Source organism: Streptomyces sp. NPDC015127, from assembly GCF_043080095.1.
Classification (GTDB): Bacteria; Actinomycetota; Actinomycetes; order Streptomycetales; family Streptomycetaceae; genus Streptomyces.
Genome location: NZ_JBIBVE010000004.1, coordinates 467,945 through 491,774, shown reverse-complemented (window position 1 = coordinate 491,774; position 23,830 = coordinate 467,945). Strand labels below are relative to the sequence as shown.

Below are 23,830 nucleotides of genomic sequence, written 5' to 3'. Positions count from 1 at the left end.
GGCACAGTTGGTGGCGTGCGCGGATGGTGGCGGGAGATCTCCGGTCTGGTGCTGCCGGTCGCGTGCGGCGGCTGCGGCAGGCCGCGCATCGAGCTGTGCGAGCGCTGCGCGACCGTGCTCTACGGCAGGGCGGCGCGGCGCGCGAGACCGGTGCCGGAGCCGGAGGGCCTGCCCGTGGTGCATGCCGCCGCCGCGTACACCGACGCCGTACGAGCTGTGCTGCTCGCACACAAGGAGCGCGGGGCGATGGGGCTGGCCCGGCCGCTAGGCCGGGCTCTGGCCGGGGCCGTGCGGGCGTCCCTGCCGGCCGGTGTCACGGGCCGTGGGCCGCTGCTGCTGGTGCCGGTGCCGTCGGCGGGCAGGGCGGTCCGGGCACGGGGACACGATCCGGCACGCCGTATCGCGCTGGCGGCCGCCGCCGAGCTGCGGCGTGGCGGATGGCCCGTACAGGTCCTGCCCGTGCTGCGGCAGCACCGGCAGGTGGCGGACCAGGCGGGTCTCACCGCCCGCGAGAGGCTCGTCAACCTCTCGGGGGCACTGCGGCTGCGGCAGGGGTCGGCGCGGCTCCTGAAGGGCGGTACAGCAGTGCTGGTGGACGACCTCATGACGACCGGTGCTTCCTTGGTGGAGGCGGCGCGGGCACTGAGTGCCGCGCAGGAGGCGGGCGATCGGGGATTCGTGCGGCCGACCGCGGCGGTCGTCGCGGTGCCGGCACTGTCATTCGAAATAAACCGGAACTGATGGGGAACTTGCATCGTTGCAGGTGGTGAGAGGGCAAAAACGCCTGATCGGAGGTACCTTCAGGTATCGGGTGCCGACATCCGTCCGAGCGAGCTATGTTCGGTTGTGAGGAATGGCGAACCCCGAACCTCACCGAATGTGCTGCCGTTTTCTCGGCCGGGGATTCGGGACAGGGACACCCTCGAAAAAGGGTGGGGTGGGGATCTTGTCGACTGGGGAGGAGGAGGTGAAAGTCGCCAAGTCCGAGGCCCCGGTGACCACCGGAGCCTGGTGCAAGAGGGAGATGCTCCGCGGCCGGTGAGCCGGCGGAGCGATCCGGGAACGGAGTTCTGCGTGGACATCGTCGTCAAGGGCCGCAAGACCGAGGTGCCCGAGCGGTTCCGCAAGCACGTGGCCGAGAAGCTGAAGCTGGAGAAGATCCAGAAGCTCGACGGCAAGGTGATCAGCCTCGACGTCGAGGTGTCCAAGGAGCACAACCCGCGGCAGGCAGACCGTTCCGACCGCGTGGAGATCACACTCCGCTCCCGCGGACCGGTGATCCGGGCGGAGGCAGCCGCCGCGGACCCCTATGCAGCGCTCGATCTCGCCACCGGAAAGCTGGAGGCACGGCTCCGCAAGCAGCACGACAAGCGCCACACGCGGCGCGGCACCGGTCGGCTGTCTGCAGCAGAGGTCGCCGACGTGGTGCCCGGCGTCGCCGAGTTGAACGCCAATGGCAAGCCTCTCGCCGAAGAGGCGACGGAATCCATTCCCACCACCAGGATCGGTTCGCTCGAAGTACAGGGCGAGGGACCGCTGGTGGTCCGCGAGAAGCTGCACACGGCAGCGCCGATGACACTCGACCAGGCTCTCTACGAGATGGAGCTGGTCGGCCACGACTTCTATCTCTTCGTCGACTCCGAGACGAAGCAGCCCAGTGTCGTCTACCGGCGGCACGCCTATGACTACGGCGTCATCCGCCTGGAGACGGACCCGCTGGCCGGTTCCGAGGCAGGTGGAGCCGGGGGCGCGCTGGGCGGCTGACCCCGGCGCGGACTGAGCCCCGTCAGCAAGGAAGCGGTGCCCCTGGAGCGCCCCGTGCGCCCCCAGGGGCACCACCGTGCCACCACAGGATCACCGCTCTGTCGTCCGGGCATGAAAGCATGACGTGGCAAGCCAACCGATGTGCGGCGCACTGATGTTGGCAGACCAGTCATGATCTTCGGGCCACGGCCTTCAGGGGGAGGAACGATGGCGGACAGCTTCGGGCCAATGCACAGCGAAGCGGGCGGCCACCCCGCAGTCGTCGACACCGAGGCGGAGGAGGCGGGCGGCTCCCGTACGGCCGAGCCGATCCGGGTCCTCGTGGTGGACGACCATGCGCTCTTCCGGCGAGGGCTGGAGATCGTCCTCAAGCAGGAGGAGGACATCCAGGTCGTGGGCGAGGCCGGCGACGGGGCCGAGGCGGTGGACAAGGCAGCCGACCTGCTGCCCGACATCGTGCTGATGGACGTGCGGATGCCCAAGCGCGGTGGCATCGAGGCATGCACCTCCATCAAGGAGGTGGCCCCCAGCGCCAAGATCATCATGCTGACGATCAGTGACGAGGAGGCCGACCTCTACGACGCGATCAAGGCCGGCGCCACGGGCTATCTCCTCAAGGAGATCTCCACGGACGAGGTCGCGACCGCGATCCGCGCCGTCGCCGACGGCCAGTCGCAGATCAGCCCCTCGATGGCCTCCAAGCTGCTCACCGAGTTCAAGTCGATGATCCAGCGCACCGACGAGCGCAGGCTCGTGCCCGCGCCCCGGCTGACGGACCGGGAGCTGGAGGTGCTCAAGCTCGTCGCCACGGGGATGAACAACCGCGACATCGCCAAGGAATTGTTCATCTCCGAGAACACCGTGAAGAACCACGTCCGCAACATCCTCGAGAAGCTCCAGCTCCACTCCCGGATGGAAGCCGTGGTCTACGCGATGCGGGAGAAGATCCTCGAGATCCGCTGAGATCATCCGCTGAGACCGGGCGGACGGGCGAAGGGGCGCGTCAGGCCAGAGCCCGGACCAGGTCCGCCGCGAGCTCGGGACGGTCCGCCTTCTCGACGCGGACCGCGTCGCACCCCACCCATTCGGCCGCCTCGCGCAGCGCCTGCGCCATCGGGGCCACCGCCCTGGGGCCGGCCAGGGACACCTGCCGGGCCACCAGCGTCCGGCCCTCGCGCGCCGGGTCGACCCGGCCGAGGAGCCGCCCGCCCGCGAGCAGCGGCATCGCGAAGTACCCGTGGACCCGCTTCTGCTTGGGGACGTACGCCTCCAGTCGGTGGGTGAAGCCGAAGATGCGCTCGGTGCGCGCCCGCTCCCAGATGAGCGAGTCGAACGGGGAGAGCAGCGTCGTCCGGTGCCGACCGCGCGGTGGCGCCGCGAGCGCCGCGGGATCGGCCCAGGCGGCCTTGCCCCATCCCTCGACCGTGACCGGCACCAGACCGGAGTCCGCGACGACCGCGTCGAACTGTTCGCCCTTGAGCCGGTGGTAGTCCGCGATGTCCGCGCGGGTGCCCACCCCGAGCGCCTGGCCGGCCAGCCGGACGAGGCGGCGCAGGCACTCCGTGTCGTCCAGGTCGTCGTGCAGGACGGCGTCCGGGATCGCCCGCTCGGCCAGGTCGTACACCCGCTTCCAGCCGCGCCGCTCGGTGCACACCACCTCCCCGTACATCAGCGCACGCTCGACGGCAACCTTGGAGGCGGACCAGTCCCACCACTCGCCGCCGTTCTTCGCGCCGCCCAACTCGGTCGCGGTGAGCGGACCTTCGGCGCGCAGCTGCTTGATCACCGCGTCGTACGCGCCGTCCGGCAGGTCGTGGTACCAGTGCGGACGGGAGCGGTAGGCGCGGCGGCGGAAGGCGAAGTGCGGCCACTCCTCGACGGGCAGGATGCACGCGGCGTGCGACCAGTACTCGAAGCTGTGGCTCTCCGTCCAGTACGCGTCCTCGACCGCCCTGCGGCCGACGGCGCCCAGGCGCGCGTACGGAATGAGCTCGTGCGAGCGGGCCAGCACCGAGATCGTGTCCAGCTGCACCGCGCCGAGGTGGCGCAGCACGCCCCGGACGCCGCCGCGCCGGTCCGGTGCGCCGAGGAGCCCCTGGGCGCGCAGCGCGATGCGGCGCGCCTCGTCGGCGGACAGATCGATGACGGGCGATGGCAGCATGGTCATGGTGGGCACCCTAGAGGCCGCCACTGACAACCGGCCGGGCCGCGGTCAGGACCGGCTGGGCAGGTAGGGATGGGCGCTCGTCAGCCCCAGATCGGAGGGCAGGAGGGAGCCGACCCATACGTCACGGAGCGTGCCCTTGTTGAGCAGGGCGGCGCGCAGCTCGCCCTCCATGCGGAATCCGGCCTTCTCGGCAACCGCGCGGGAGCCCCTGTTCCCCACCTCGGCCCGCCATTCCATCCGGGTGGCGCCGAGCCGCATGAACGCCCAGTGCGAGACGGCGGCGACGGCCTCGGCCATCACTCCGCGCCCCCGGTACTCCTTGCCGGTCCAGAAGCCGATCTCCCACGTGCCCGAGAAGGTACGCAGAGTGACCGCCACCGAGGCCATCAGCGGCCCGCCCTCGCGCGGCAGCACGGCGAAGGTGCACATGGTGCTGTTGCGCCAGCCGTCCGGGACCATGTGCTCGGTGAACTCGACGGCGTGCTGCCGTTCGTACGGCGACGGAACCGTCGTCCACCGTTGGATGTCCGGGTCCTGGCAGGACTGGTAGACGGCGTCGGTGTCCTCGGCCGTGAACGTACGCAGCAGCAGGCGCTCGGTGGTGAGTGTGATCGGCTCCATGCCGGGATTGTGGACACCTCGGCCGCCCGATGCGAGCACTTTTGGCGGCTCCCCGGCACCTTCGGCGCATCCCGTGCGTTCTCCTGTATGGCGGACGGCAGGGCCCGCGTAAGGATGGACCTCCCGGCGCGGCGGTGTCCTCGCTTACGATGGCCGATGCGGTGGGGCCCACCTGCCGTGCCCGCGCCAGTGTCCGTCACACGACCCAGTGCCAGGCCCGACCGGCAAGGAGACCAGCCTCAGTGTCCGTCTTCAACAAGCTCATGCGTGCAGGCGAAGGCAAGATCCTGCGCAAACTGCACCGCATCGCGGACCAGGTCAACTCCATCGAAGAGGACTTCGTCAACCTCTCCGACGCCGAGTTGCGGGCGCTCACCGAGGAGTACAAGCAGCGCCACGCCGACGGCGAGAGCCTGGACGACCTGATGCCCGAGGCGTTCGCGACCGTCCGCGAGGCCGCCAAGCGCGTTCTCGGCCAGCGCCACTACGACGTGCAGCTGATGGGCGGCGCCGCCCTGCACCTCGGGTACGTCGCGGAGATGAAGACCGGTGAGGGCAAGACCCTCGTCGGCACGCTCCCCGCGTACCTGAACGCTCTGTCGGGCAAGGGCGTCCACCTGATCACGGTCAACGACTACCTCGCCGAGCGCGACTCGGAGCTGATGGGCCGGGTGCACAAGTTCCTCGGCCTGACCGTCGGCTGCATCCTGGCGAACATGACGCCGACGCAGCGCCGCGAACAGTACAACTGCGACATCACGTACGGAACGAACAACGAGTTCGGCTTCGACTACCTGCGCGACAACATGGCGTGGTCCAAGGACGAACTGGTCCAGCGCGGCCACAACTTCGCCTGTGTCGACGAGGTCGACTCGATCCTCGTCGACGAGGCGCGTACGCCGCTGATCATCTCCGGCCCCGCCGACCAGGCCACCAAGTGGTACGGCGACTTCGCCAAGCTCGTGACGCGTCTCACCAAGGGTGAGGCGGGCAACCCGCTCAAGGGCATCGAGGAGACCGGCGACTACGAGGTCGACGAGAAGAAGCGCACCGTCGCCATCCACGAGGCGGGCGTCGCCAAGGTCGAGGACTGGCTGGGCATCGACAACCTCTACGAGTCGGTCAACACCCCGCTCGTCGGCTACCTGAACAACGCCATCAAGGCCAAGGAGCTGTTCAAGAAGGACAAGGACTACGTCGTCCTGGACGGCGAAGTCATGATCGTCGACGAGCACACCGGCCGTATCCTCGCCGGTCGCCGCTACAACGAGGGCATGCACCAGGCGATCGAGGCGAAGGAAGGGGTGGACATCAAGGACGAGAACCAGACGCTCGCCACGATCACCCTGCAGAACTTCTTCCGCCTCTACGACAAGCTCTCCGGCATGACCGGTACGGCCATGACCGAGGCCGCCGAGTTCCACCAGATCTACAAGCTCGGCGTCGTGCCGATCCCGACGAACAGGCCGATGATCCGCAAGGACCAGTCGGACCTGATCTACCGGACCGAGGTCGCCAAGTTCGCGGCCGTCGTGGACGACATCGCGGAGAAGCACGAGAAGGGTCAGCCGATCCTCGTCGGCACCACCTCGGTCGAGAAGTCCGAGTACCTCTCGCAGCAGCTGAACAAGCGCGGCATCCAGCACGAGGTGCTCAACGCCAAGCAGCACGACCGTGAGGCCACGATCGTCGCCCAGGCCGGCCGCCGCGGCGCCGTCACTGTCGCCACGAACATGGCCGGCCGTGGTACCGACATCAAGCTCGGCGGCAACCCGGACGACCTCGCTGAGGCGGAGCTGCGCCAGCGCGGCCTGGACCCGGTCGAGCACGTCGAGGAGTGGGCCGCGGCCCTGCCCGCCGCGCTGGAGCGCGCCGAGGCGGCCGTGAAGGCGGAGCACGACGAGGTCACGGAGCTCGGCGGGCTGTACGTGCTGGGCACCGAGCGGCACGAGTCGCGCCGTATCGACAACCAGCTGCGCGGTCGTTCCGGCCGTCAGGGCGACCCGGGCGAGTCCCGCTTCTACCTGTCGCTCGGCGACGACCTGATGCGTCTGTTCAAGGCGCAGATGGTCGAGCGCGTCATGGCGATGGCGAACGTTCCCGACGACGTCCCGATCGAGAACAAGATGGTGACGCGGGCGATCGCCTCCGCGCAGTCGCAGGTCGAGCAGCAGAACTTCGAGACGCGCAAGAACGTCCTCAAGTACGACGAGGTGCTCAACCGCCAGCGCGAGGTCATCTACGGCGAGCGCCGGCGCGTCCTGGAGGGCGAGGACCTGCACGAGCAGGTGCGCCACTTCATGGACGACACCATCGACGACTACATCCGCCAGGAGACCGCCGAGGGCTTCGCGGAGGAGTGGGACCTCGACCGCCTGTGGAACGCGTTCAAGCAGCTCTACCCGTTGAAGATCACGATCGAGGACCTGGAGGACGCGGCGGGGGACCGGGCCGGCATCACCGCCGAGTTCATCGCCGAGTCGATCAAGGAAGACATCCACGCGCAGTACGACGAGCGCGAGAAGCAGCTCGGCTCGGAGATCATGCGTGAGCTGGAGCGGCGCGTGGTGCTGTCCGTGCTGGACCGCAAGTGGCGCGAGCACCTCTACGAGATGGACTACCTCCAGGAGGGCATCGGCCTGCGCGCGATGGCGCAGAAGGACCCGCTGGTCGAGTACCAGCGCGAGGGCTTCGACATGTTCACCGCGATGATGGAGGGCATCAAGGAGGAGTCCGTCGGCTACCTGTTCAACCTGGAGGTCCAGGTCGAGCAGCAGGTCGAGGAGGTCCCGGTGCAGGACGCCGCGGAGAAGATGTCGCTGACCAAGGAGGACGCGGTGCCGGCGGGTGCCGCGCGCCCGGAGATCCGCGCGAAGGGCCTGGAGGCCCCGCAGCGTCCGGACCGGCTGCACTTCTCGGCGCCCACGGTGGACGGCGAGGGCGGCATCGTCGAAGGCGACTTCGAGAACGACGGCGGTCAGTCGCGGTCGGACACGGACGGCATGACCCGCGCGGAGCGCCGCAAGGCGGCGAAGGGCGGCGGCCGCCGCCGCAAGAAGTAACGCTGCGGTAGTGGATCGGGGCCGGACACCGAGGGTGTCCGGCCCCGACTGCGTTGCGGGGCGTGTGGCCCCGCCCCGGGGGCCGGTTTCCGTCCGGTGGCCGGGTGGTGTCCTAGGGCGGGGCCACAGGGGTGTGGAGGGCGCCTGGCGGCCCCGCGCTGGTCTCGCGGCGCCTGTGCGCGGCCGATGCGGCCCTGTGAGCCCTGTGGCCACGTGGAGGGGCGCGCTGGTCCTTGGGGGCTCTGTGGTGCCGTGCCTGGGCCGCTACGGCCTCTGGGCGCGCGACCCCAGCCCGTCGGGCAATGTCCGACCCGGAGTGCGAGCTCACGGCGGACGGCGCCATGGCCGGCGCTTGCCGCGCCCCGGCAGGCGGCGCCTGTGGCTCGTGGCATGACCGGGAGGACCCGCCAGCCTTGATGCCGTACGGCCTGACCGTCGGCTCCGCATCCCGTCGGCCCCGCATCCCGTCGGCCCGTTCGTCCCGGCGGATCGCGATGCCAGGCGCGCAGGGTGCCCCGTCGCCGGGGGATCGCGTCCGCCGACGTGGGCCCGTGCCGGCTCATCTCACGCGCGCTCCGCACGTCGGCCGAACCTCCGCGTCGCTGGACCGCGCGGAGACGGCCGGCGCCCCGGTGTCCGACGCGCTCCGCGCCGCAAGCCCGTGCCCGCGGGCACCGCGGCCCGCTCGCCCTGGCAATCGCGACCTGCACCTCGGCCGGTCTCCGCAGGCACCGCGCCCGCAGCCCGTCGTGCCCAGGACGCGCCTTGGGGTGGCGGTGGCGTCCGCTGCCATGCACCTCGCCGCGGTCCGGCGGCGCCGTGCTGCGCGCGGCCGCGCCGTCAACCGGCCCGGTGGGCCCCGCACCTCGGCCGGTCTCCGCAGCCACCCTCGGCCCGCCGAGGCCGGGCGGGGCCAGGTTGGCTCACGCCGGCCCCGCCGCCCCCGTCACGCGCCCCTGTCCGCCGCGTTGCGTTCGCCGCCCAGTTCCACCGCTGCGCAGCGCCAGCGGCGGTCCGGGCCCTGTTCGAGGCGGAACGCCATCGCGCTGACCCGGTCGCCCGAGCCGATGCGGGCGAACGCCTCGATCACGCCCGGGCCCGGGTGGAACTCCCCGCAGTGGCGGACGACCGGCATCACCCGGTCCGCCGGGCGCAGGGGCGCCCCCGGGGCCAGGTGGATCAGTTGCTCGTACGCCTCGCCGATCGTGTGCCCGAGCATCCAGTGCACCGGGCGCTGGCCGCTCAGCACCGCCAGGAGGCGGTCGGCGAACCAGTAGTGCGGTTTGTGCTGCCTGCCCCGTGCGCGTGCCAGCGCCGCGGCCGCCGCCGTGGCGGGCCTTCGCTGGTCGTGTCGACCTGCGGGCCTGGTCCTGTCCATGCGGATCGCCCCCGATGTGCCTGTCCCGGATCAGTACCGGGAAGTAGCTTCGACGGGGAACTTCTACGGCGCGGGTCCACCGGCTGCAACAGGCCCCGGTCGTTCGCAAAGGCCCTGGTGGGAATCACCTATCCGGATGACCGCACCCCGGCCGGGACTGGGTGCACACGGTGTCGTCGGGGAGTGAAGTGGACGGTGCGGGAGGGGGCAGGTGCACCCCCGAAGGGGGTGCACCGCACGTATCCTGAGGGCGCATTTCCGACTACGAAGGCGGCCAGCCATGCGCGTCTACGTCCCCCTGACCCTTCCCGGTCTCGCAGAGGCGCACAAGACGGGCGAGCTCGGCCCGGGCCCGCTCTCCGCGTACGCCGTCACGCCGGGGCTGCGCGAGTGGTACGTCTCCGACGACATCGAGGAGCTGGAGTACGCCGCGCTCAGCCGCGCCGCCGCCGCCTCCCTGCGCCTGCTGGCCGGCGCTCCCGACGCGGCCCGCCGCCGTGTCGTCGTCGCCGTCGACGTACGCGACCAGGACGCGGTCGCCGACCCCGACCAGGTGCTCGACGCGAGCGCGCTCGGTGAGGTCCGTATCGCGGCCGCCGTGCCCCTGTCCAAGGCCGCGGCCGTCCACGTCGACGCGGACGACGCCGTGGCCGATGTCACCGCGGCGGTGGACGCGCTCGGCGCGGCCGACCACGGGGACGACGACGCCCGGTTCACGGTCGACGGCGCCGAGGACCACGAGCTGCTCTGGTACGGCGTGCAGGAGATCCCCAACATCGTGGGCTGAGGACCGCTGGGGCCGAGGAGGCCACGGGGCCCGTTGTCGTAGCCGGCCGGTACCGTTTCTCGGCATGGGGATTTCAGGGCACCACAGCGCCCACCTGGTGTGGGACTGGAACGGCACACTGCTCGACGACATCGGCGCGGTCATCGAGGCGACCAATGCCGCCTTCGCGGAGATAGGGCTCGAGCAGATCACGCTCGAGCGCTACCGCGAGCTGTACTGCGTGCCCGTTCCCCGCTTCTACGAGCGGCTGATGGGCCGGCTGCCCACCGACGCGGAGTGGCTCGTCATGGACGCCGCCTTCCACAAGCACTACTGGGCGAGGGCCGACGCGTGCGGTCTGGCGGCGGGCGCGGCCGAGCTGCTCGTGCGTCGGCAGGAGGCCGGACTGACCCAGTCGTTGCTGTCCCTGGCCCCGCACGAGCATCTGATACCGATCGTGCGCCGGCACGGCATCGAGGAGCGGTTCGTCCGGGTGGACGGGCGGGTCGGTGCGTCGACCACGGGCAAGGCGGAGCACATGGTGCGCCATCTGTCCGCGCTGGAGGGCGTGACGCCGGACCGGATCGTGATCATCGGTGACGCGGTGGACGACGCCGTGGCGGCGGACCACGTCGGGGCGAAGGCCGTGCTCTACACGGGCGGATCGCACAGCAGGGGGAGTCTGGCGAAGGCGGGGGTGCCGGTGGTGGACACGCTGGAGGAGGCCGTGACCGTGGCGGAGGAGCTGGTGACCGCGGGCTAGCCGCCCGGCCGGGATCAGGGCCGGGCGGCGGCGTCCGCCCGTCAGTCCCGGGTCACGGGCGCCTTCTCGCGCAGTACCTCGAGGAACGCGCGCATCCAGGCCGGGTGGTCCGGCCATGCCCGCGACGAGACGAGGGTGCCGTCGACGACGGCCGCCGAGTCCTTGAACGACGCTCCGGCCGCCTGCATGTCGAGCTCCAGAGCGGGGTATGCGGTCACCCGGCGGCCCTCCACGCCGCCGATCGCCGCTGTGAGCAGGGGACCGTGGCAGATCTGTGCCACGGGCTTGTCCGCGTCGAAGAAGGCCTTGAGGATCTTGCGCAGCTCGGCGTCGTTGCGCAGATACTCCGGGGCGCGCCCGCCGGGGATGACGACGGCGGCGTACGCCCCGGTGTCGACCTCGGAGAAGGCCAGATCGGCGGGCCAGGTGTAGCCCGGCTTCTCGGTGTAGGTGTCGAAGCCCGGCTCGAAGTCGTGCACGACGAACTGGAGCTTCTTGCGGGTGGGTGCCGCGATGTGCACCTCGTACCCCTCCTCCAGCAGCCGCTGGTAGGGGTAGAGGACTTCCAGCGATTCGGCGGCGTCCCCGGTGACGATGAGGATCTTCGTGGTCATGGCTGCTCCCGGTGAGTGGTTGCCAGAAGGGCCTGTGTCGCTGTCCAGAGTGTCAAACTTCGCGGCACTCTTTTGTACACATACGGCTCATGACGGTTCGGGGGGCAAGGGCGATAGCCTGGGGGCGTGATCAGCGCGATACGCCGTGGGGGCAGCGAAGCCCCCGGCCTGCGCCCGGAGCGCCACCGCGCCCGGGCGATACCTGATCTTCTCTGTCCGGCCTTCCCGCCTGAATCGGCTGAAAACGGACCGGACATCTCTCATCGCGGCATAACGTCGACTGTGACCGGACACCCCGCGTCGTGGCGTTGCGTCGCAGCATCTTTCACCTACGTCACGCAACGGCGCGCGACAGGAGCCAGAGGACATGCAGACCAAGCTGGACGAAGCCAAGGCCGAGCTGCTCGCACGGGCCGCCCGGGTAGCTGAGAACAGCCCGGTCGGGGGGCACCTTCCGACTGGGGCCGAGCAGGGGAAGCGTCCCGACCGGGACACCGTGCTCACGTTCCTCCAGCGCTACTACCTGCACACTGCTCCGGAGGACCTCACCGACCGTGACCCGGTCGATGTCTTCGGTGCGGCACTTTCCCACTACCGGCTCGCCGAAAACCGCCCGCAGGGCACGGCGAACGTCCGGGTCCACACCCCCACCGTGGAAGAGAACGGGTGGACCTGCAGCCACTCCGTCGTCGAGGTCGTCACCGACGACATGCCCTTCCTCGTCGACTCGGTGACCAATGAGCTCTCCCGGCAGGGCCGCGGCATCCACGTCGTGATCCACCCGCAGGTCGTCGTCCGCCGCGACGTGACCGGCAAGCTCATCGAGGTCCTCCCCGCCGAGCCGAGCCCCAAGGGCCAGCCGCACGACGCGCTCCTCGAGTCCTGGATCCACGTCGAGATCGACCGCGAGACCGACCGCGCCGACCTCAAGCAGATCACCGCCGACCTGCTGCGCGTCCTGTCCGACGTCCGCGAGGCCGTCGAGGACTGGGAGAAGATGCGCGACAGCGCGCTGCGCATCGCCGACGAGCTGCCGAACGAGCCGACCGCCGACGACCTGCGCGAGCAGGAGGTCGAGGAGGCCCGCGAGCTGCTGCGCTGGCTCTCCGCCGACCACTTCACCTTCCTCGGCTTCCGCGAGTACGAGCTCACCGACTCCGACGCGCTCACCGCCGTCCCCGGCACCGGCCTCGGCATACTGCGCTCCGACCCGCACCACAGCGAGGACGAGGCGCACCCGGTCAGCCCCTCCTTCAGCAGGCTGCCCGCCGACGCGCGCGCCAAGGCCCGCGAGCACAAGCTGCTCGTCCTGACGAAGGCCAACAGCCGCGCCACCGTGCACCGGCCCTCGTACCTGGACTACATCGGCGTCAAGAAGTTCGACACCGAGGGCAACGTCGTCGGCGAGCGCCGCTTCCTCGGCCTGTTCTCCTCCGCCGCGTACACCGAGTCCGTGCGCCGCGTCCCCGTCATCCGCCGCAAGGTCGAAGAGGTCCTGGAGGGGGCCGGCTTCTCGCCCAACAGCCACGACGGCCGCGACCTGCTGCAGATCCTGGAGACGTACCCGCGCGACGAGCTTTTCCAGACGCCCGTCGACGAGCTCCGTTCGATCGTCACCAGCGTGCTCTACCTCCAGGAGCGCCGCCGACTGCGGCTGTACCTGCGCCAGGAGGAGTACGGCCGCTACTACTCGGCCCTGGTCTACCTGCCGCGTGACCGCTTCAACACCACCGTCCGCGAGCGTCTGACCAACATCCTCAAGGAGGAGCTCGGCGGCATCAGCGCCGACTTCACCCTCATGAGCACCGAGTCCGTGCTCACCCGGCTCCACTTCGTCATCCGCATCGCGCCCGGCAACGAGCTGGGCCACCTCACCGACGCCGACACCGAGCGCATCGAGGCCCGGCTCGTCGAGGCCGCCCGCTCCTGGGCCGACGGCTTCGCCGAGGCGCTCAACGCGGAGACGGGCGAGGAGCGTGCCGCCGAGCTGCTGCGCAGCTACGCGGGCGCCTTCCCCGAGGGGTACAAGGCCGACCACTCGCCGCGCGCCGCCGTCGCCGACCTGGTCAATCTGGAGCAGCTCACGAGCTCCGGCCGCGACTTCGCGCTCTCGCTCTACGAGCCCGTGGGTGCCGCGCCGGGCGAGCGCCGCTTCAAGATCTACCGGATCGGCGAGCAGGTCTCCCTCTCCGCCGTGCTGCCGGTCCTCAACCGGCTCGGCGTCGAGGTGATCGACGAGCGTCCGTACGAGCTGCGCTGCGCCGACCGTGCGCACGCGTGGGTCTACGACTTCGGCCTGCGCATGCCGCGCTCCGGCAGCAACGGCGACTACCTTGCCGACGACGCCCGCGAGCGGTTCCAGGACGCGTTCGCCGCGGTGTGGACCGGCCTGGCCGAGAACGACGGCTTCAACTCCCTGGTGCTGGGCGCCGGGCTGAGCTGGCGCCAGGCGATGGTGCTGCGCGCGTACGCGAAGTACATGCGCCAGGCCGGCTCGACCTTCAGCCAGGACTACATGGAGGACACCCTCCGCAACAACGTCCACACCACCCGGCTGCTGGTCTCCCTCTTCGAGGCCCGGATGGCGCCGGAGCGCCAGCGTGCGGGCACCGAGCTGATCGACGGTCTGCTGGAGGAGCTGGACGGCGCGCTCGACCAGGTCGCCTCGCTCGACGAGGACCGCATCCTGCGCTCGTTCCTCACCGTCATCAAGGCGACGCTGCGCACCAACTTCTTCCAGAAGGCGGAAGACGGCGGCCCGCACGGCTACGTGTCGATGAAGTTCGACCCGCAGGCCATCCCGGACCTGCCGGCCCCGCGTCCCGCGTTCGAGATCTGGGTCTACTCGCCGCGCGTCGAGGGCGTGCACCTGCGCTTCGGCAAGGTCGCGCGAGGCGGTCTGCGCTGGTCCGACCGGCGCGAGGACTTCCGTACGGAGATCCTCGGCCTGGTCAAGGCACAGATGGTCAAGAACACCGTGATCGTGCCGGTCGGCGCCAAGGGCGGCTTCGTCGCCAAGCAGCTCCCGGACCCGTCCGTGGACCGCGACGCCTGGCTCGCCGAGGGCATCGCCTGCTACCGGACCTTCATCTCGGCGCTGCTCGACATCACCGACAACCTGGTCGCGGGCGAGGTCGTTCCGCCGGCGCAGGTCGTCCGGCACGACGAGGACGACACCTACCTCGTCGTCGCCGCCGACAAGGGCACCGCGTCGTTCTCCGACATCGCCAACGAGGTCGCCGTCGCCTACAACTTCTGGCTCGGCGACGCCTTCGCCTCCGGCGGCTCGGCCGGATACGACCACAAGGGCATGGGCATCACGGCCCGCGGCGCCTGGGAGTCGGTCAAGCGGCACTTCCGCGAGCTGGGTCACGACACGCAGACCCAGGACTTCACGGTCGTCGGCGTCGGCGACATGTCCGGCGACGTGTTCGGCAACGGCATGCTGCTGAGCGAGCACATCCGGCTCGTCGCGGCCTTCGACCACCGGCACATCTTCATCGACCCGACGCCGGACGCGGCCGTGTCGTACGCCGAGCGGCGCCGGCTCTTCGAGCTGCCGCGCTCGTCGTGGGCCGACTACGACAAGCACCTGCTGTCCCCGGGCGGCGGCATCCACCCGCGCAGCGCCAAGTCGATCCCGGTCAACGCGGCGATGCGCGAGGCGCTCGGCATCGAGCCGGGTGTCGCCAAGTTGACGCCGGCCGACCTGATGCAGGCGATCCTCAAGGCGCCGGTCGATCTGCTGTGGAACGGCGGCATCGGCACATACGTCAAGGCGTCGACCGAGTCGCACGCCGATGTCGGCGACAAGGCCAACGACGCGATCCGCGTCAATGGCGAGGACCTGCGCGTCCGCGTCGTCGGCGAGGGCGGCAACCTGGGTCTGACCCAGCTGGGCCGTATCGAGTTCGACCGCCACGGCGGCAAGGTCAACACGGACGCGATCGACAACAGCGCCGGTGTGGACACCTCCGACCACGAGGTGAACATCAAGATCCTGCTCAACGGGCTCGTCTCGGACGGCGACCTGACCGTCAAGCAGCGCAACCAGCTGCTGGCGAAGATGACCGACGAGGTCGGCGCGCTCGTCCTGCGCAACAACTACGCGCAGAACACCGCCCTCGCCAACGCGGTCGCCCAGTCGCCGTCCCTGCTCCACGCCCACCAGCGCTTCATGCGGCGCCTCGGGCGGGACGGGCACCTGGACCGGGCGCTGGAGTTCCTGCCCAACGACCGCCAGATCCGTGAGCTGCTGAACGCCGGCAAGGGGCTCAGCCAGCCCGATCTCGCCGTGCTGCTCGCCTACACCAAGATCACGGTGGCAGACGAGCTGATCCGTACGTCGCTGCCGGACGACCCGTACCTGCGCCGGCTGCTGCACGCGTACTTCCCGAAGCCGCTGCGCGAGCAGTACGCCGACGCGATCGACGCGCACGCGCTGCGCCGCGAGATCGTCACGACCGTGCTGGTCAACGACACGGTGAACACCGGTGGTTCGACCTTCCTGCACCGCCTGCGGGAGGAGACCGGCGCGTCGATCGAGGAGATCGTGCGGGCGCAGACCGCGGCCCGCGAGATCTTCGGACTCGGCGGGGTGTGGGACGCGGTGGAGGCGCTGGACAACACGGTCGCGGCCGATGTCCAGACGCGTGTCCGGCTGCACTCGCGCCGGCTCGTCGAGCGCGGCACCCGCTGGCTGCTGGGCAACCGGCCGCAGCCGCTGGAGCTCGCGGAGACGATCGAGTTCTTCGCCTCGCGCGTGGAGGAGGTGTGGGCCTCGCTGCCGAAGATGCTGCGCGGCGCGGACCTCGAGTGGTACCAGGGCATCCTGGACGAGCTCACCGGGGCGGGCGTTCCGGAGGGCCTCGCGCTGCGGGTGGCCGGGTTCTCGTCGGCGTTCCCGACGCTGGACATCGTCGCGATCGCGGACCGTACGGCGCAGGAGCCGCTGGCGGTGGCCGAGGTGTACTACGACCTCGCGGACCGGCTCTCGATCACGCAGCTGATGGACCGGATCATCGAGCTGCCGCGGGCGGACCGCTGGCAGTCGATGGCCCGCGCCTCGATCCGCGAGGACCTGTACGCGGCGCACGCGTCGCTGACGGCGGACGTCCTGTCGGTGGGCAACGGCAGCGCGACGCCGGAGGAGCGGTTCAAGGCCTGGGAGCAGAAGAACGCGGCGCTGCTGGGACGGGCGCGGTCGACGCTGGACGAGATCCAGAGCTCGGACACGTTCGACCTGGCGAACCTGTCGGTGGCGATGCGGACGATGCGGCAGCTGCTGCGGGCGCATAGCTGACGGGTGCGGTGCGTTTTGGGGCGGGGTGGGGACTTTCCCCCACCCTGCCCCTTCCCGTAACTGGGGCTGCGCCCCAGACCCTCTGACGAGGACGTGGGCGTGGGGGCTGACGCCCCCACGCCCCCTCAAGCGGCAGCTTCGCGCCGCGTGCCCTGGTGTGGGCCGGTGGGGCTGGTGTTCCCGCACCCCTGTGAGCGACGCCGCCTCGCTGGAGTGCCGGCTTGCCCTGCGGGCCGCGAGGCGGGGCTCGGGCTCGTGCCGCTGGTGGCTTTGTGCGGACGGCCGGCTCGCCGGGGCACGCGAGCGGCAGCTTCGCGCGCCCGGCTCGCCGGGGCACGCGAGCGGCAGCTTCGCGCCGCGTGCCCTGGTGTGGGCCGGTGGGGCTGGCGTTCCCACAGCCCTGTGGGTGGCGTCGCCCCGCTGGAGTGCCGGCTTGCCCTGCGGGCCGCGAGGGGGGCTTGGGCTGGAGGGCCGGCTCGCCCGGGCACGCCCCCATGCCTCCAGGAGCGGCGGCTTCGCGCCGCCCGCGCTGGGACGCTCCCGTGTGCTGGGGACCCGCCGGCGTGCCGTCGAAGTTCTTCGCGGTCCCGCGCGCCTCGGCTTTCGGAGCCCGGGGCGCTGGTGGGCTTTCACCCGTAGGGCCGGCGCACCTGGGGGCGTGTCGGGGCACGCACCACCGCCTTCAGGAGCGGCAGCTTCGCGCCGCAGGCTTTGTGTGGAGGGCCGGCTCCTCGGGGGCGCGCCCAGGGGCGGTCAGGACCAACGGGACGTGCGGGGGTCCGGGGGGAGGGTGGTGTGGTGGAGTGAAGTGATCGCCGTTGAGACGGCCGGGGGGAGCCAGTCCTGGGCGTCGTGGGGCGCCATGCACAGGGATGCCACGTCGCTCGCCGACGGGCGGTCCTCCGGGCGGGAGGAGAGCGTCGCCGTCAGGAGCCGGCGCAGGGGTTCGGGGTGGGCGCTCAGGTCCGGGGGTTCGTGGGACGTGCCCGCGATGCGGGTCGCGACGACCAGGCCGCCGCCCTCGCCGTACGGGTGGCGTCCCGTCGCCGCCTCCGCGGCGACGAGGCCGAGCGTGAACATGTCCGACGCCGGCGTCAGCGCACGGCCGAGCGCATGCTCCGGGGACATGTACTTCGGTGTGCCGACCATCCGCCCCACCGTGGTCAGCGCGGACGTGCTGTCGGCCGCGCGCGCGATGCCGAAGTCGAGCAGCCACGGCCCCTGCGCCGTCAGCAGCAGGTTGGCGGGCTTCACGTCCCGGTGGATCAGCCCGGCCGCGTGCACTGCGCTCAGCGCCCGCGCCGCGCAGGCGGCGAGGCGCAGGACGCAGTCGAGCGGCAGCGGGCCGAACTGGCCGAGGGCCTCGTCGAGCGGCAGCCCCGGCACGTAGCGCGTGGCGAGCCAGGGCCGTTCCGCCTCCGCGTCGTGGTCCACGACGGGCACCAGATGGCGGCCCTGGACCCTACGAGCTGCCTCCACCTCGCGGGCGAAACGGCGCCGGAACTTGTCGTTCTCGGCGTGCTCGCGGCGGATCAGCTTCAGCGCGACGGGCAGGCCGTCTTGGCGGCCGCGCGTGAGGAAGACCGTCCCCATGCCGCCTTCGCCGATCCGCGCCCTGAGGACGTACCCCGCGATCTCCCGCGGGTCCTCGTCCCGCAACGGTTCCGGCCCCCGCGTGCCCCTCATCCCGACCCCCCTCGCCGACGGCAGGGGAGCCTACCCCGCCGGCGTCACTTCTTCCCGCCGGTGAACTCCTCGTACGCCGCCACGACGTCTTTCGCGGGCCCGTCCATCCGCAGGACCCCCGCCTCCAGCCAGATCGCGCGGTCGCAGGTCTCGGTGATCGTGGAGTTGCTGTGGCTGACCAGGAAGACCGTGCCCGCCTCCTTGCGCAACTCGTCGATGCGCTGTTGGCTGCGGCGGCGGAAGCGGGCGTCCCCCGTCGACAGGGCCTCGTCGATGAGCAGGACGTCGTGGCTCTTGGCGGCGGCGATGGAGAAACGCAGCCGGGCGCCCATGCCGGACGAGTACGTGCGCATCGGCAGCGAGATGAAGTCGCCCTTCTCGTTGATGCCGGAGAAGTCGACGATGTCGTCGTACCGTTCGCGGATCTGCTCGCGGGTCATGCCCATCGCGAGGCCGCCGAGGACGACGTTGCGTTCGCCGGTGAGATCGGACATCAGGGCCGCGTTGACACCGAGGAGCGACGGCTGTCCGTGGGTCCAGACCTTGCCCCTGGCGGTGGGCAGCAGACCCGCGATGGCCTTCAGCAGGGTGGATTTTCCCGACCCGTTGGAGCCGATGAGGCCGATCGCCTCGCCCTTGTACGCGGCGAAGCTGACGCCCTTGACCGCGTGCACCTCGCGCACGCCCGGGGTGCCGCGCCGGGAGACGATCCGGCTGAGGGCGGAGGTGGCGCTGCCCCGGCCGGTGCGCGCGCCGTTGACCTTGTAGGTGATGTGGACGCCGTCGACGACGACGGTGGGGACGGGCTCTGCGGGGTCAGCCACGGCCGTACTGCTCCTCTGCCTTCCAGAAGTACACGAAACCGCCGGCGCCGAAGAGTACGGCCCACATCAGGGCGGCGGCCCACACGTGCGGGGGCAGCCGGTCGGCGGTGAAGGACTCGATGAACGCGAAGCGCACCAGGTCGATGTAGAGCGCGGCCGGGTTGTACCGGATCAGGGCGGCCACGAGGTGGGGCACCCGGTCGCTGCCGAGGACCTTGTCGATGGACCACATCACACCGGACGCGTACATCCAGGTGCGCAGGACGAACGGCATCAGCTGGGAGACGTCCGGGGCGCGGGCGGCGACGCGGGCCATGACCATCGACAGGCCGGTGTTGAACAGGGCCTGGAGGACGAGCGCGGGGACGGCGAGCAGCCAGGAGGCCCTCGGGAACTCGCCGAAGCAGAACAGGATGGCGACGAGCGCGCCGAGCGAGAAGAGCAGTTGTTGCAGCTGCTGGAGGGCGAGCGCGATCGGCAGGGAGGCGCGCGGGAAGTGCAGTGCGCGCACCAGCCCGATGTTGCCGGAGATCGCGCGAGTGCCGGCCATGATCGAGTTCGCCGTGAACGTCCAGATGAAGACGCCCGTGACGAGGAACGGCACGAAGTCGGGGACGTCGTCGCCGGTGCCGAGCAGCTTGCCGAAGATCAGGTAGTAGACGGCGGCGTTGAGCAGCGGGGTCGCGAGCTGCCAGACCTGTCCGAGCCGAGCCTGGCTGTACTGGGCGGTGAGCTTGGCGGTGGCGAACGCGGTGATGAAGTGCCGCCGCGACCAGAGCCGGCGGACGTACGCGCCGAGGGACGGTCGGGCGCCGCTGACGGTGAGGCCGTGGCGGGCCGCGAGCGCGGCGAGGTCGGTGGGCGGCGCGGGGGCGGCCGCGGAAGGCCGGGCAGGGGTGGCTGTGGTCACGCGGGGTCGCTTTCGTGTGACGGCGGAAAGCAGTCTTCGACGGAACGGGACCGTATCGTCGCTACGGCGAGGGTAGGACGGCCCCGCGTCGGAACGCAACCGTTTCGTCGTCACGAGTATGATTCCGGCCATGCCTACGGACTCCGGAACCCCGCGCCGCGCCCCCCGCGCCCCCGCCGGAGCCGCCGTGCTCCGCGAGGACGTGACCGACGCGATCCGCACAGCCGTCTTCGAGGAACTGGCGGCGGTCGGGTTCGCACGTATGTCGATCGAAGGGATCGCGCGGCGGGCGGGTGTCGGCAAGACGGCCGTCTACCGCCGCTGGAAGTCGAAGCTGTCGCTGGTGCTGGACCTGGTCTCGGCCGTCGCCGTCCAGGGCCTGCCCGCGCCGTCGACGGGATCGCTGTACGGGGACGTACGGGCACTGCTGGAGGTCGCGGCGCACGCGCTGCGTCACCCCTTGGCGTCGCAGGTCATCCCCGACCTGCTGGTGGAGTCGGCGCGCAACCCCGAGATCTCGGACGCGATCAAGGCCGCGCTGCTGGACAGCCAGCAGGGCGTGGCGGCGGTGGTCGTCCGCGAGGCCGTCGCCCGGGGGGAACTCCCCGAGGGCGCGGACGCGGACAGGGCACTGGACCTGATCGTCGGGCCGCTGTACTGGCGGCTGGTGGTGGTGCGGGGCGGGCTGCCGAAGGGATACCTGGACGGCCTGGCGAAGGCAGCGGTGGCGGCGCTGAAGGCGTGACGCCCCCGCGGCCGGAGTGCGGGGGTGGTGGCGGCGCTCACGGTTTGCCCCCGCGCCGGGCGCATTGCGGGGGCTGTCCTCGGCGCGTGTACCCGGTGCGCGCCCCCCGGTGTCACCCGTTCGGCTGAGGATGCGGTGCCCCGCTGACGGTGGCCCGGTTGCGTCCTCCGGAGAATGCCGGGTCAGGGGCCGCCCTGAAGAGGGCCGCGCCCCACCGAATGGACCTTCCGGGTGATTCGCGTGCCGGAACATTGCCAAAGATCGCAGCGCAGTCAACTGTCCAGCATTTAAGTGTGTTTATCGGTGCGAGCTGTTGACGTTGACGATTGCTACGTTCGGCGGCCATGGACCTGCGAATGCGAACGAAAACGGGAACGCTCGACGTGCGCCGGGCGCGAGCCGTCGTCATCGCCGTGTCGGCACTCGCCTTCGTCGCGAAAATGGTTCTGGCCGCTCTGTCGCGCGGACCCGCCGACGTCCGGATCTTCGACGCGTTCGCCCGGGCGATCGCCCAGGTCGGACCCGTTCGCATCTACGAACACCCGATGCCGGGCCTGCCCGTCTACAACCATCCGCCGCTCGCGAGCTGGATGCTTCTCGGGTTCGACGAACTGGACGAGCGAGGAATTCCGTTCGGTGCTTTGATCCGCACCCCCGCCTGCCTCGCCGATTTCGTCTCCGCCGTTCTCGTATTCGAGATTCTGCGCCGCCGCAGGTCCACCGCAACGGCCGTGGCGTGCGCCCTCGTCTGCGCCCTGAGCCCCGTGCTGTTCGCCACGTCCGGATATCACGGCAACACCGATTCAGTCGCCGTCATGTTCGCCGTCCTCGCCGCCTACCTCCTCGTCGACCGAGGCGCTCCGCTCGCCGCCGGGATCTCCGCTGCCGTCGCCGTGAGCATCAAGCTCATCCCGATCGTCGCGATCCCCGCCCTGATCGTGGCCGCCTTCCGTGCCGGGCGCCCCGCCTTCGTACGCTTCGGAGCCGGCCTCGCCGCCGTCCTGCTGGCGCTGTGGGGCCCGGTGCTCGCGACCGTGCCGGAGCCCCTGCGTGAAAAGGTCCTGGAATACAAGGGCGGGCGGGCCAGGCTGTGGGGCTTCGTGCGGTTCGCCGACTGGGCGGGCGCCTCCGACGAGTTCATCGCCGCCCTCCACAACGACTTCCACATCGTCTTCGTGCTCCTGTGCATGGCGGCCGGCGCCTGGCTCGCCTGGGTACGGCCCACCGCCCCCGCCTACGCGGTCGCCCTGTCGCTCACCCTGCTGCTCCTGCTCAGCACCGGCTCGGCCGTCCAGTACCTCGCCTGGCCCGTGGTCGGCCTGTGCCTGTTCGGCCTCTGGGAGGGCGCCGCGTACGGCGTGGTCGTCGGCACGGTCGCCGTATGCGTCTACTCCGGCGCCAGCGCCGTCCGCTGGTACGAGTGGGTCCTCCACCTCGCCGTCGTCGGCTGGCTGCTGCTCGCCGCCGGGATCGTGACCGGCCTGCGCCGCGTGCTCGCCGAGCCGCCCCTGATGCCCCCGGACCGGACGCTGCCCGTCGTGGGCCCAAGGGCGAGGAGCCGGGCCACCCCCGCATCCCCTGTCAACTGAAGCGAACCGACGAAAGAGTAGAAGCGCTGGTGATGGAGAGCACGCTGGAGAGCCCGCAGGCCGTCCCCGCGGACGGCCCGCCGGCCGGCCCGGGGCCGCGGATCGGCATCCTCGTGGTGGCGTACAACGCCGAGGCCACACTGGAGAAGACGCTCGACCGCATCCCGAAGGACTTCCGGTCCCGCATCGCCGAGATCCTCATCCTCGACGACGCGAGCAGCGACGAGACGTTCACGGCGGGCTGTCGCTGGTCCCAACTGGCGGGCATGCCGCCGACCGTCGTGATGCGGCACACCAAGAACCTCGGCTACGGGGGCAACCAGAAAGCGGGCTATGCGCTGGCCGCCGAACGCGGCCTCGACATCGTCGTCCTGCTGCACGGCGACGGCCAGTACGCCCCCGAGCTGCTGCCCGAGATGGTCGCCCCCATCGAACGCGGCGAGTGCGAGGCGGTGTTCGGCTCCCGGATGATGAACCCGGGCAGCGCCCTGCGAGGCGGCATGCCGTTCTACAAATGGCTCGGCAACCGCGTCCTCACCCGCTTCGAGAACGGGCTGCTCGGCTCCCGGCTCAGCGAGTTCCACTCCGGCTACCGCGCCTACAGCGTCGCCGCGCTGCGCCGGCTCCCCATCGACCGCAACACCGACGCCTTCGACTTCGACACCCAGATCATCGTCCAGATGATCGACGCGGGCATGCGGATCCACGAGATCCCCGTCCCCACGTACTACGGCGACGAGATCTGCTACGTCAACGGCATGCGCTACGCCAAGGACGTCGTCAAGGACGTCCTCGAATACCGGCTCGCGCTCAAGGGCTTCGGCACCTGCCCCTGGATCCCCAAGCCCGTCGAGTACGCCTTCAAGGAGGGCGACGGCTCCTCGCACGCGGCGATCCTGCGCCTCATGCGCACCATGCCGCCCGGCCGTGTCCTCGACGTCGGCTGCTCCGGCGGCCTGTTCGCCGAGCGCCTCGAAGCCCTCGGCCACACCGTCACCGGCCTGGACTTCGTCGAGGTGCCGGGCGTGCGGGAGCGCTGCACCGACTTCGTCCTCGCCGACCTGGAGGAGGGCCTGCCCCCGGACATCGCCACCGGCTACGACTACGTGATCGCCGGCGACGTCATCGAGCACCTCTCCCGGCCCGAACGCGTGCTGTGCGAGCTGCGGGAGGTCCTGCGCCCCGGCGGCCAACTGCTGCTGTCCGTACCGAACTTCAGCCACTGGTACGCACGGCTGCGCGTCGCCCTCGGGGTCTTCGGGTACGACCGGCGCGGCATCCTCGACGAGACGCACCTGCGCTTCTTCACCCGCGCCAGCCTGCGCCGCACGGTACGGGCGGCCGGCTACGACGAACTGCGGCTCACCTCCACCGGTGCGCCGTTCTGGTCCGTGCTCGGCGGCGGGCTCACGGCCAAGGTCCTGGGCGGAGCCTCCCGGCTGCTGACCCGTGTGCGGCCGACACTCTTCGGCTACCAGTACGTCGCAGTGCTCACCCCGCATGCGGCGCAGACGATCATCGCCGGGGAGCACGTCGATGTCCAAGACATTCTCAACCGCCAGTATGTCCCCGCCGAGCCGGCCGACCGCGTGGGTGCCTCGACCTGAGCCGGAGCCCCGGCCCCCGCGCAGGAGGAAGA

At 70.8% G+C, this 23,830-nt stretch carries 17 protein-coding genes; 10 read left to right on the top strand and 7 right to left on the bottom strand.

All coding sequences use genetic code 11. From position 1 onward, the window contains the following. The first annotated feature begins 15 nt into the window (after positions 1 to 15). From ACF08N_RS11110 to ACF08N_RS11100, 3 genes are all read left to right on the top strand, one after another. Complete coding sequence (locus tag ACF08N_RS11110) at positions 16 to 741, top strand: ComF family protein (RefSeq protein ID WP_392324308.1); 726 nt, start codon at positions 16 to 18, stop codon at positions 739 to 741. A 333-nt stretch (positions 742 to 1,074) separates the two neighbouring features. Continuing rightward, complete coding sequence (hpf, locus tag ACF08N_RS11105; RefSeq protein ID WP_392324307.1) at positions 1,075 to 1,764, top strand: ribosome hibernation-promoting factor, HPF/YfiA family; 690 nt, start codon at positions 1,075 to 1,077, stop codon at positions 1,762 to 1,764. Between the two features lie 207 nt (positions 1,765 to 1,971). Continuing rightward, entirely contained in the window at positions 1,972 to 2,727 is a 756-nt protein-coding gene (locus ACF08N_RS11100) for a response regulator (RefSeq protein ID WP_392324306.1), read from the top strand. A 40-nt stretch (positions 2,728 to 2,767) separates the two neighbouring features. On the opposite strand, the gene ACF08N_RS11095 is transcribed toward ACF08N_RS11100, so the two are convergent. Continuing rightward, positions 2,768 to 3,931 carry a winged helix-turn-helix domain-containing protein gene (locus ACF08N_RS11095; RefSeq protein ID WP_392324305.1) on the bottom strand — a complete coding sequence of 388 codons (1,164 nt, stop codon included), beginning with the start codon at positions 3,929 to 3,931 and terminating at the stop codon, positions 2,768 to 2,770. A 45-nt stretch (positions 3,932 to 3,976) separates the two neighbouring features. Then, a complete protein-coding gene (locus ACF08N_RS11090) occupies positions 3,977 to 4,552 on the bottom strand; it encodes a GNAT family N-acetyltransferase (RefSeq protein ID WP_392324304.1) in 576 nt (191 codons plus the stop codon). Positions 4,553 to 4,794: 242 nt separating this feature from the next. Between ACF08N_RS11090 and secA the strand changes: the two genes are divergently transcribed. Then, positions 4,795 to 7,614, top strand: coding sequence for a preprotein translocase subunit SecA (gene secA, locus ACF08N_RS11085; protein ID WP_392324303.1), 2,820 nt, complete (start codon positions 4,795 to 4,797; stop codon positions 7,612 to 7,614). Between the two features lie 946 nt (positions 7,615 to 8,560). On the opposite strand, the gene ACF08N_RS11080 is transcribed toward secA, so the two are convergent. After that, the gene (locus ACF08N_RS11080; protein WP_392324302.1) at positions 8,561 to 8,992 is read right to left on the bottom strand and encodes an Rv3235 family protein; all 432 of its coding nucleotides are present in this window, start codon (positions 8,990 to 8,992) and stop codon (positions 8,561 to 8,563) included. A 280-nt stretch (positions 8,993 to 9,272) separates the two neighbouring features. Between ACF08N_RS11080 and ACF08N_RS11075 the strand changes: the two genes are divergently transcribed. Together ACF08N_RS11075 and ACF08N_RS11070 are read left to right on the top strand one after the other, a co-directional pair. Beyond that, positions 9,273 to 9,779, top strand: a complete 507-nt coding sequence (locus tag ACF08N_RS11075; RefSeq protein ID WP_392324301.1) for a DUF6912 family protein — start codon at positions 9,273 to 9,275, stop codon at positions 9,777 to 9,779. Positions 9,780 to 9,843: 64 nt separating this feature from the next. Then, entirely contained in the window at positions 9,844 to 10,521 is a 678-nt protein-coding gene (locus ACF08N_RS11070) for an HAD family hydrolase (RefSeq protein ID WP_392324300.1), read from the top strand. A 41-nt stretch (positions 10,522 to 10,562) separates the two neighbouring features. Here the strand turns inward: ACF08N_RS11070 and ACF08N_RS11065 are convergent, their stop codons facing one another. Further along, a complete protein-coding gene (locus ACF08N_RS11065) occupies positions 10,563 to 11,135 on the bottom strand; it encodes a DJ-1/PfpI family protein (protein ID WP_392324299.1) in 573 nt (190 codons plus the stop codon). A 367-nt stretch (positions 11,136 to 11,502) separates the two neighbouring features. Here ACF08N_RS11065 and ACF08N_RS11060 point away from each other — a divergent pair, with 367 nt between their 5' ends. Beyond that, complete coding sequence (locus ACF08N_RS11060) at positions 11,503 to 16,437, top strand: NAD-glutamate dehydrogenase (RefSeq protein ID WP_392324298.1); 4,935 nt, start codon at positions 11,503 to 11,505, stop codon at positions 16,435 to 16,437. 753 nt (positions 16,438 to 17,190) lie between these two features. On the opposite strand, the gene ACF08N_RS11055 is transcribed toward ACF08N_RS11060, so the two are convergent. Genes ACF08N_RS11055 through ACF08N_RS11045 form a run of 3 tightly spaced genes read right to left on the bottom strand, consistent with a single transcriptional unit; the run spans position 17,191 to position 19,857 of the window. Continuing rightward, positions 17,191 to 18,123, bottom strand: a complete 933-nt coding sequence (locus tag ACF08N_RS11055) for a serine/threonine-protein kinase (RefSeq protein ID WP_392324297.1) — start codon at positions 18,121 to 18,123, stop codon at positions 17,191 to 17,193. A 44-nt stretch (positions 18,124 to 18,167) separates the two neighbouring features. Then, positions 18,168 to 18,947: an ABC transporter ATP-binding protein gene (locus tag ACF08N_RS11050; RefSeq protein WP_392324296.1), complete on the bottom strand. Its 780-nt coding sequence runs from the start codon at positions 18,945 to 18,947 to the stop codon at positions 18,168 to 18,170. After that, positions 18,940 to 19,857: an ABC transporter permease gene (locus ACF08N_RS11045; protein ID WP_392324295.1), complete on the bottom strand. Its 918-nt coding sequence runs from the start codon at positions 19,855 to 19,857 to the stop codon at positions 18,940 to 18,942. Before ACF08N_RS11045 ends, ACF08N_RS11050 begins: the two co-directional genes overlap by 8 nt. A 118-nt stretch (positions 19,858 to 19,975) precedes the next feature. Between ACF08N_RS11045 and ACF08N_RS11040 the strand changes: the two genes are divergently transcribed. The 3 genes from ACF08N_RS11040 to ACF08N_RS11030 all read left to right on the top strand — a co-directional run bounded on the left by ACF08N_RS11040 (position 19,976) and on the right by ACF08N_RS11030 (position 23,798). Continuing rightward, on the top strand, positions 19,976 to 20,602 hold the full coding sequence (locus ACF08N_RS11040; protein WP_392324294.1) for a TetR/AcrR family transcriptional regulator: 627 nt from the start codon (positions 19,976 to 19,978) through the stop codon (positions 20,600 to 20,602). A gap of 356 nt (positions 20,603 to 20,958) precedes the next feature. Then, complete coding sequence (locus tag ACF08N_RS11035) at positions 20,959 to 22,191, top strand: glycosyltransferase family 39 protein (RefSeq protein WP_392324293.1); 1,233 nt, start codon at positions 20,959 to 20,961, stop codon at positions 22,189 to 22,191. A 32-nt stretch (positions 22,192 to 22,223) separates the two neighbouring features. Beyond that, complete coding sequence (locus ACF08N_RS11030; RefSeq protein WP_392324292.1) at positions 22,224 to 23,798, top strand: methyltransferase domain-containing protein; 1,575 nt, start codon at positions 22,224 to 22,226, stop codon at positions 23,796 to 23,798. Positions 23,799 to 23,830: the final 32 nt, after the last annotated feature.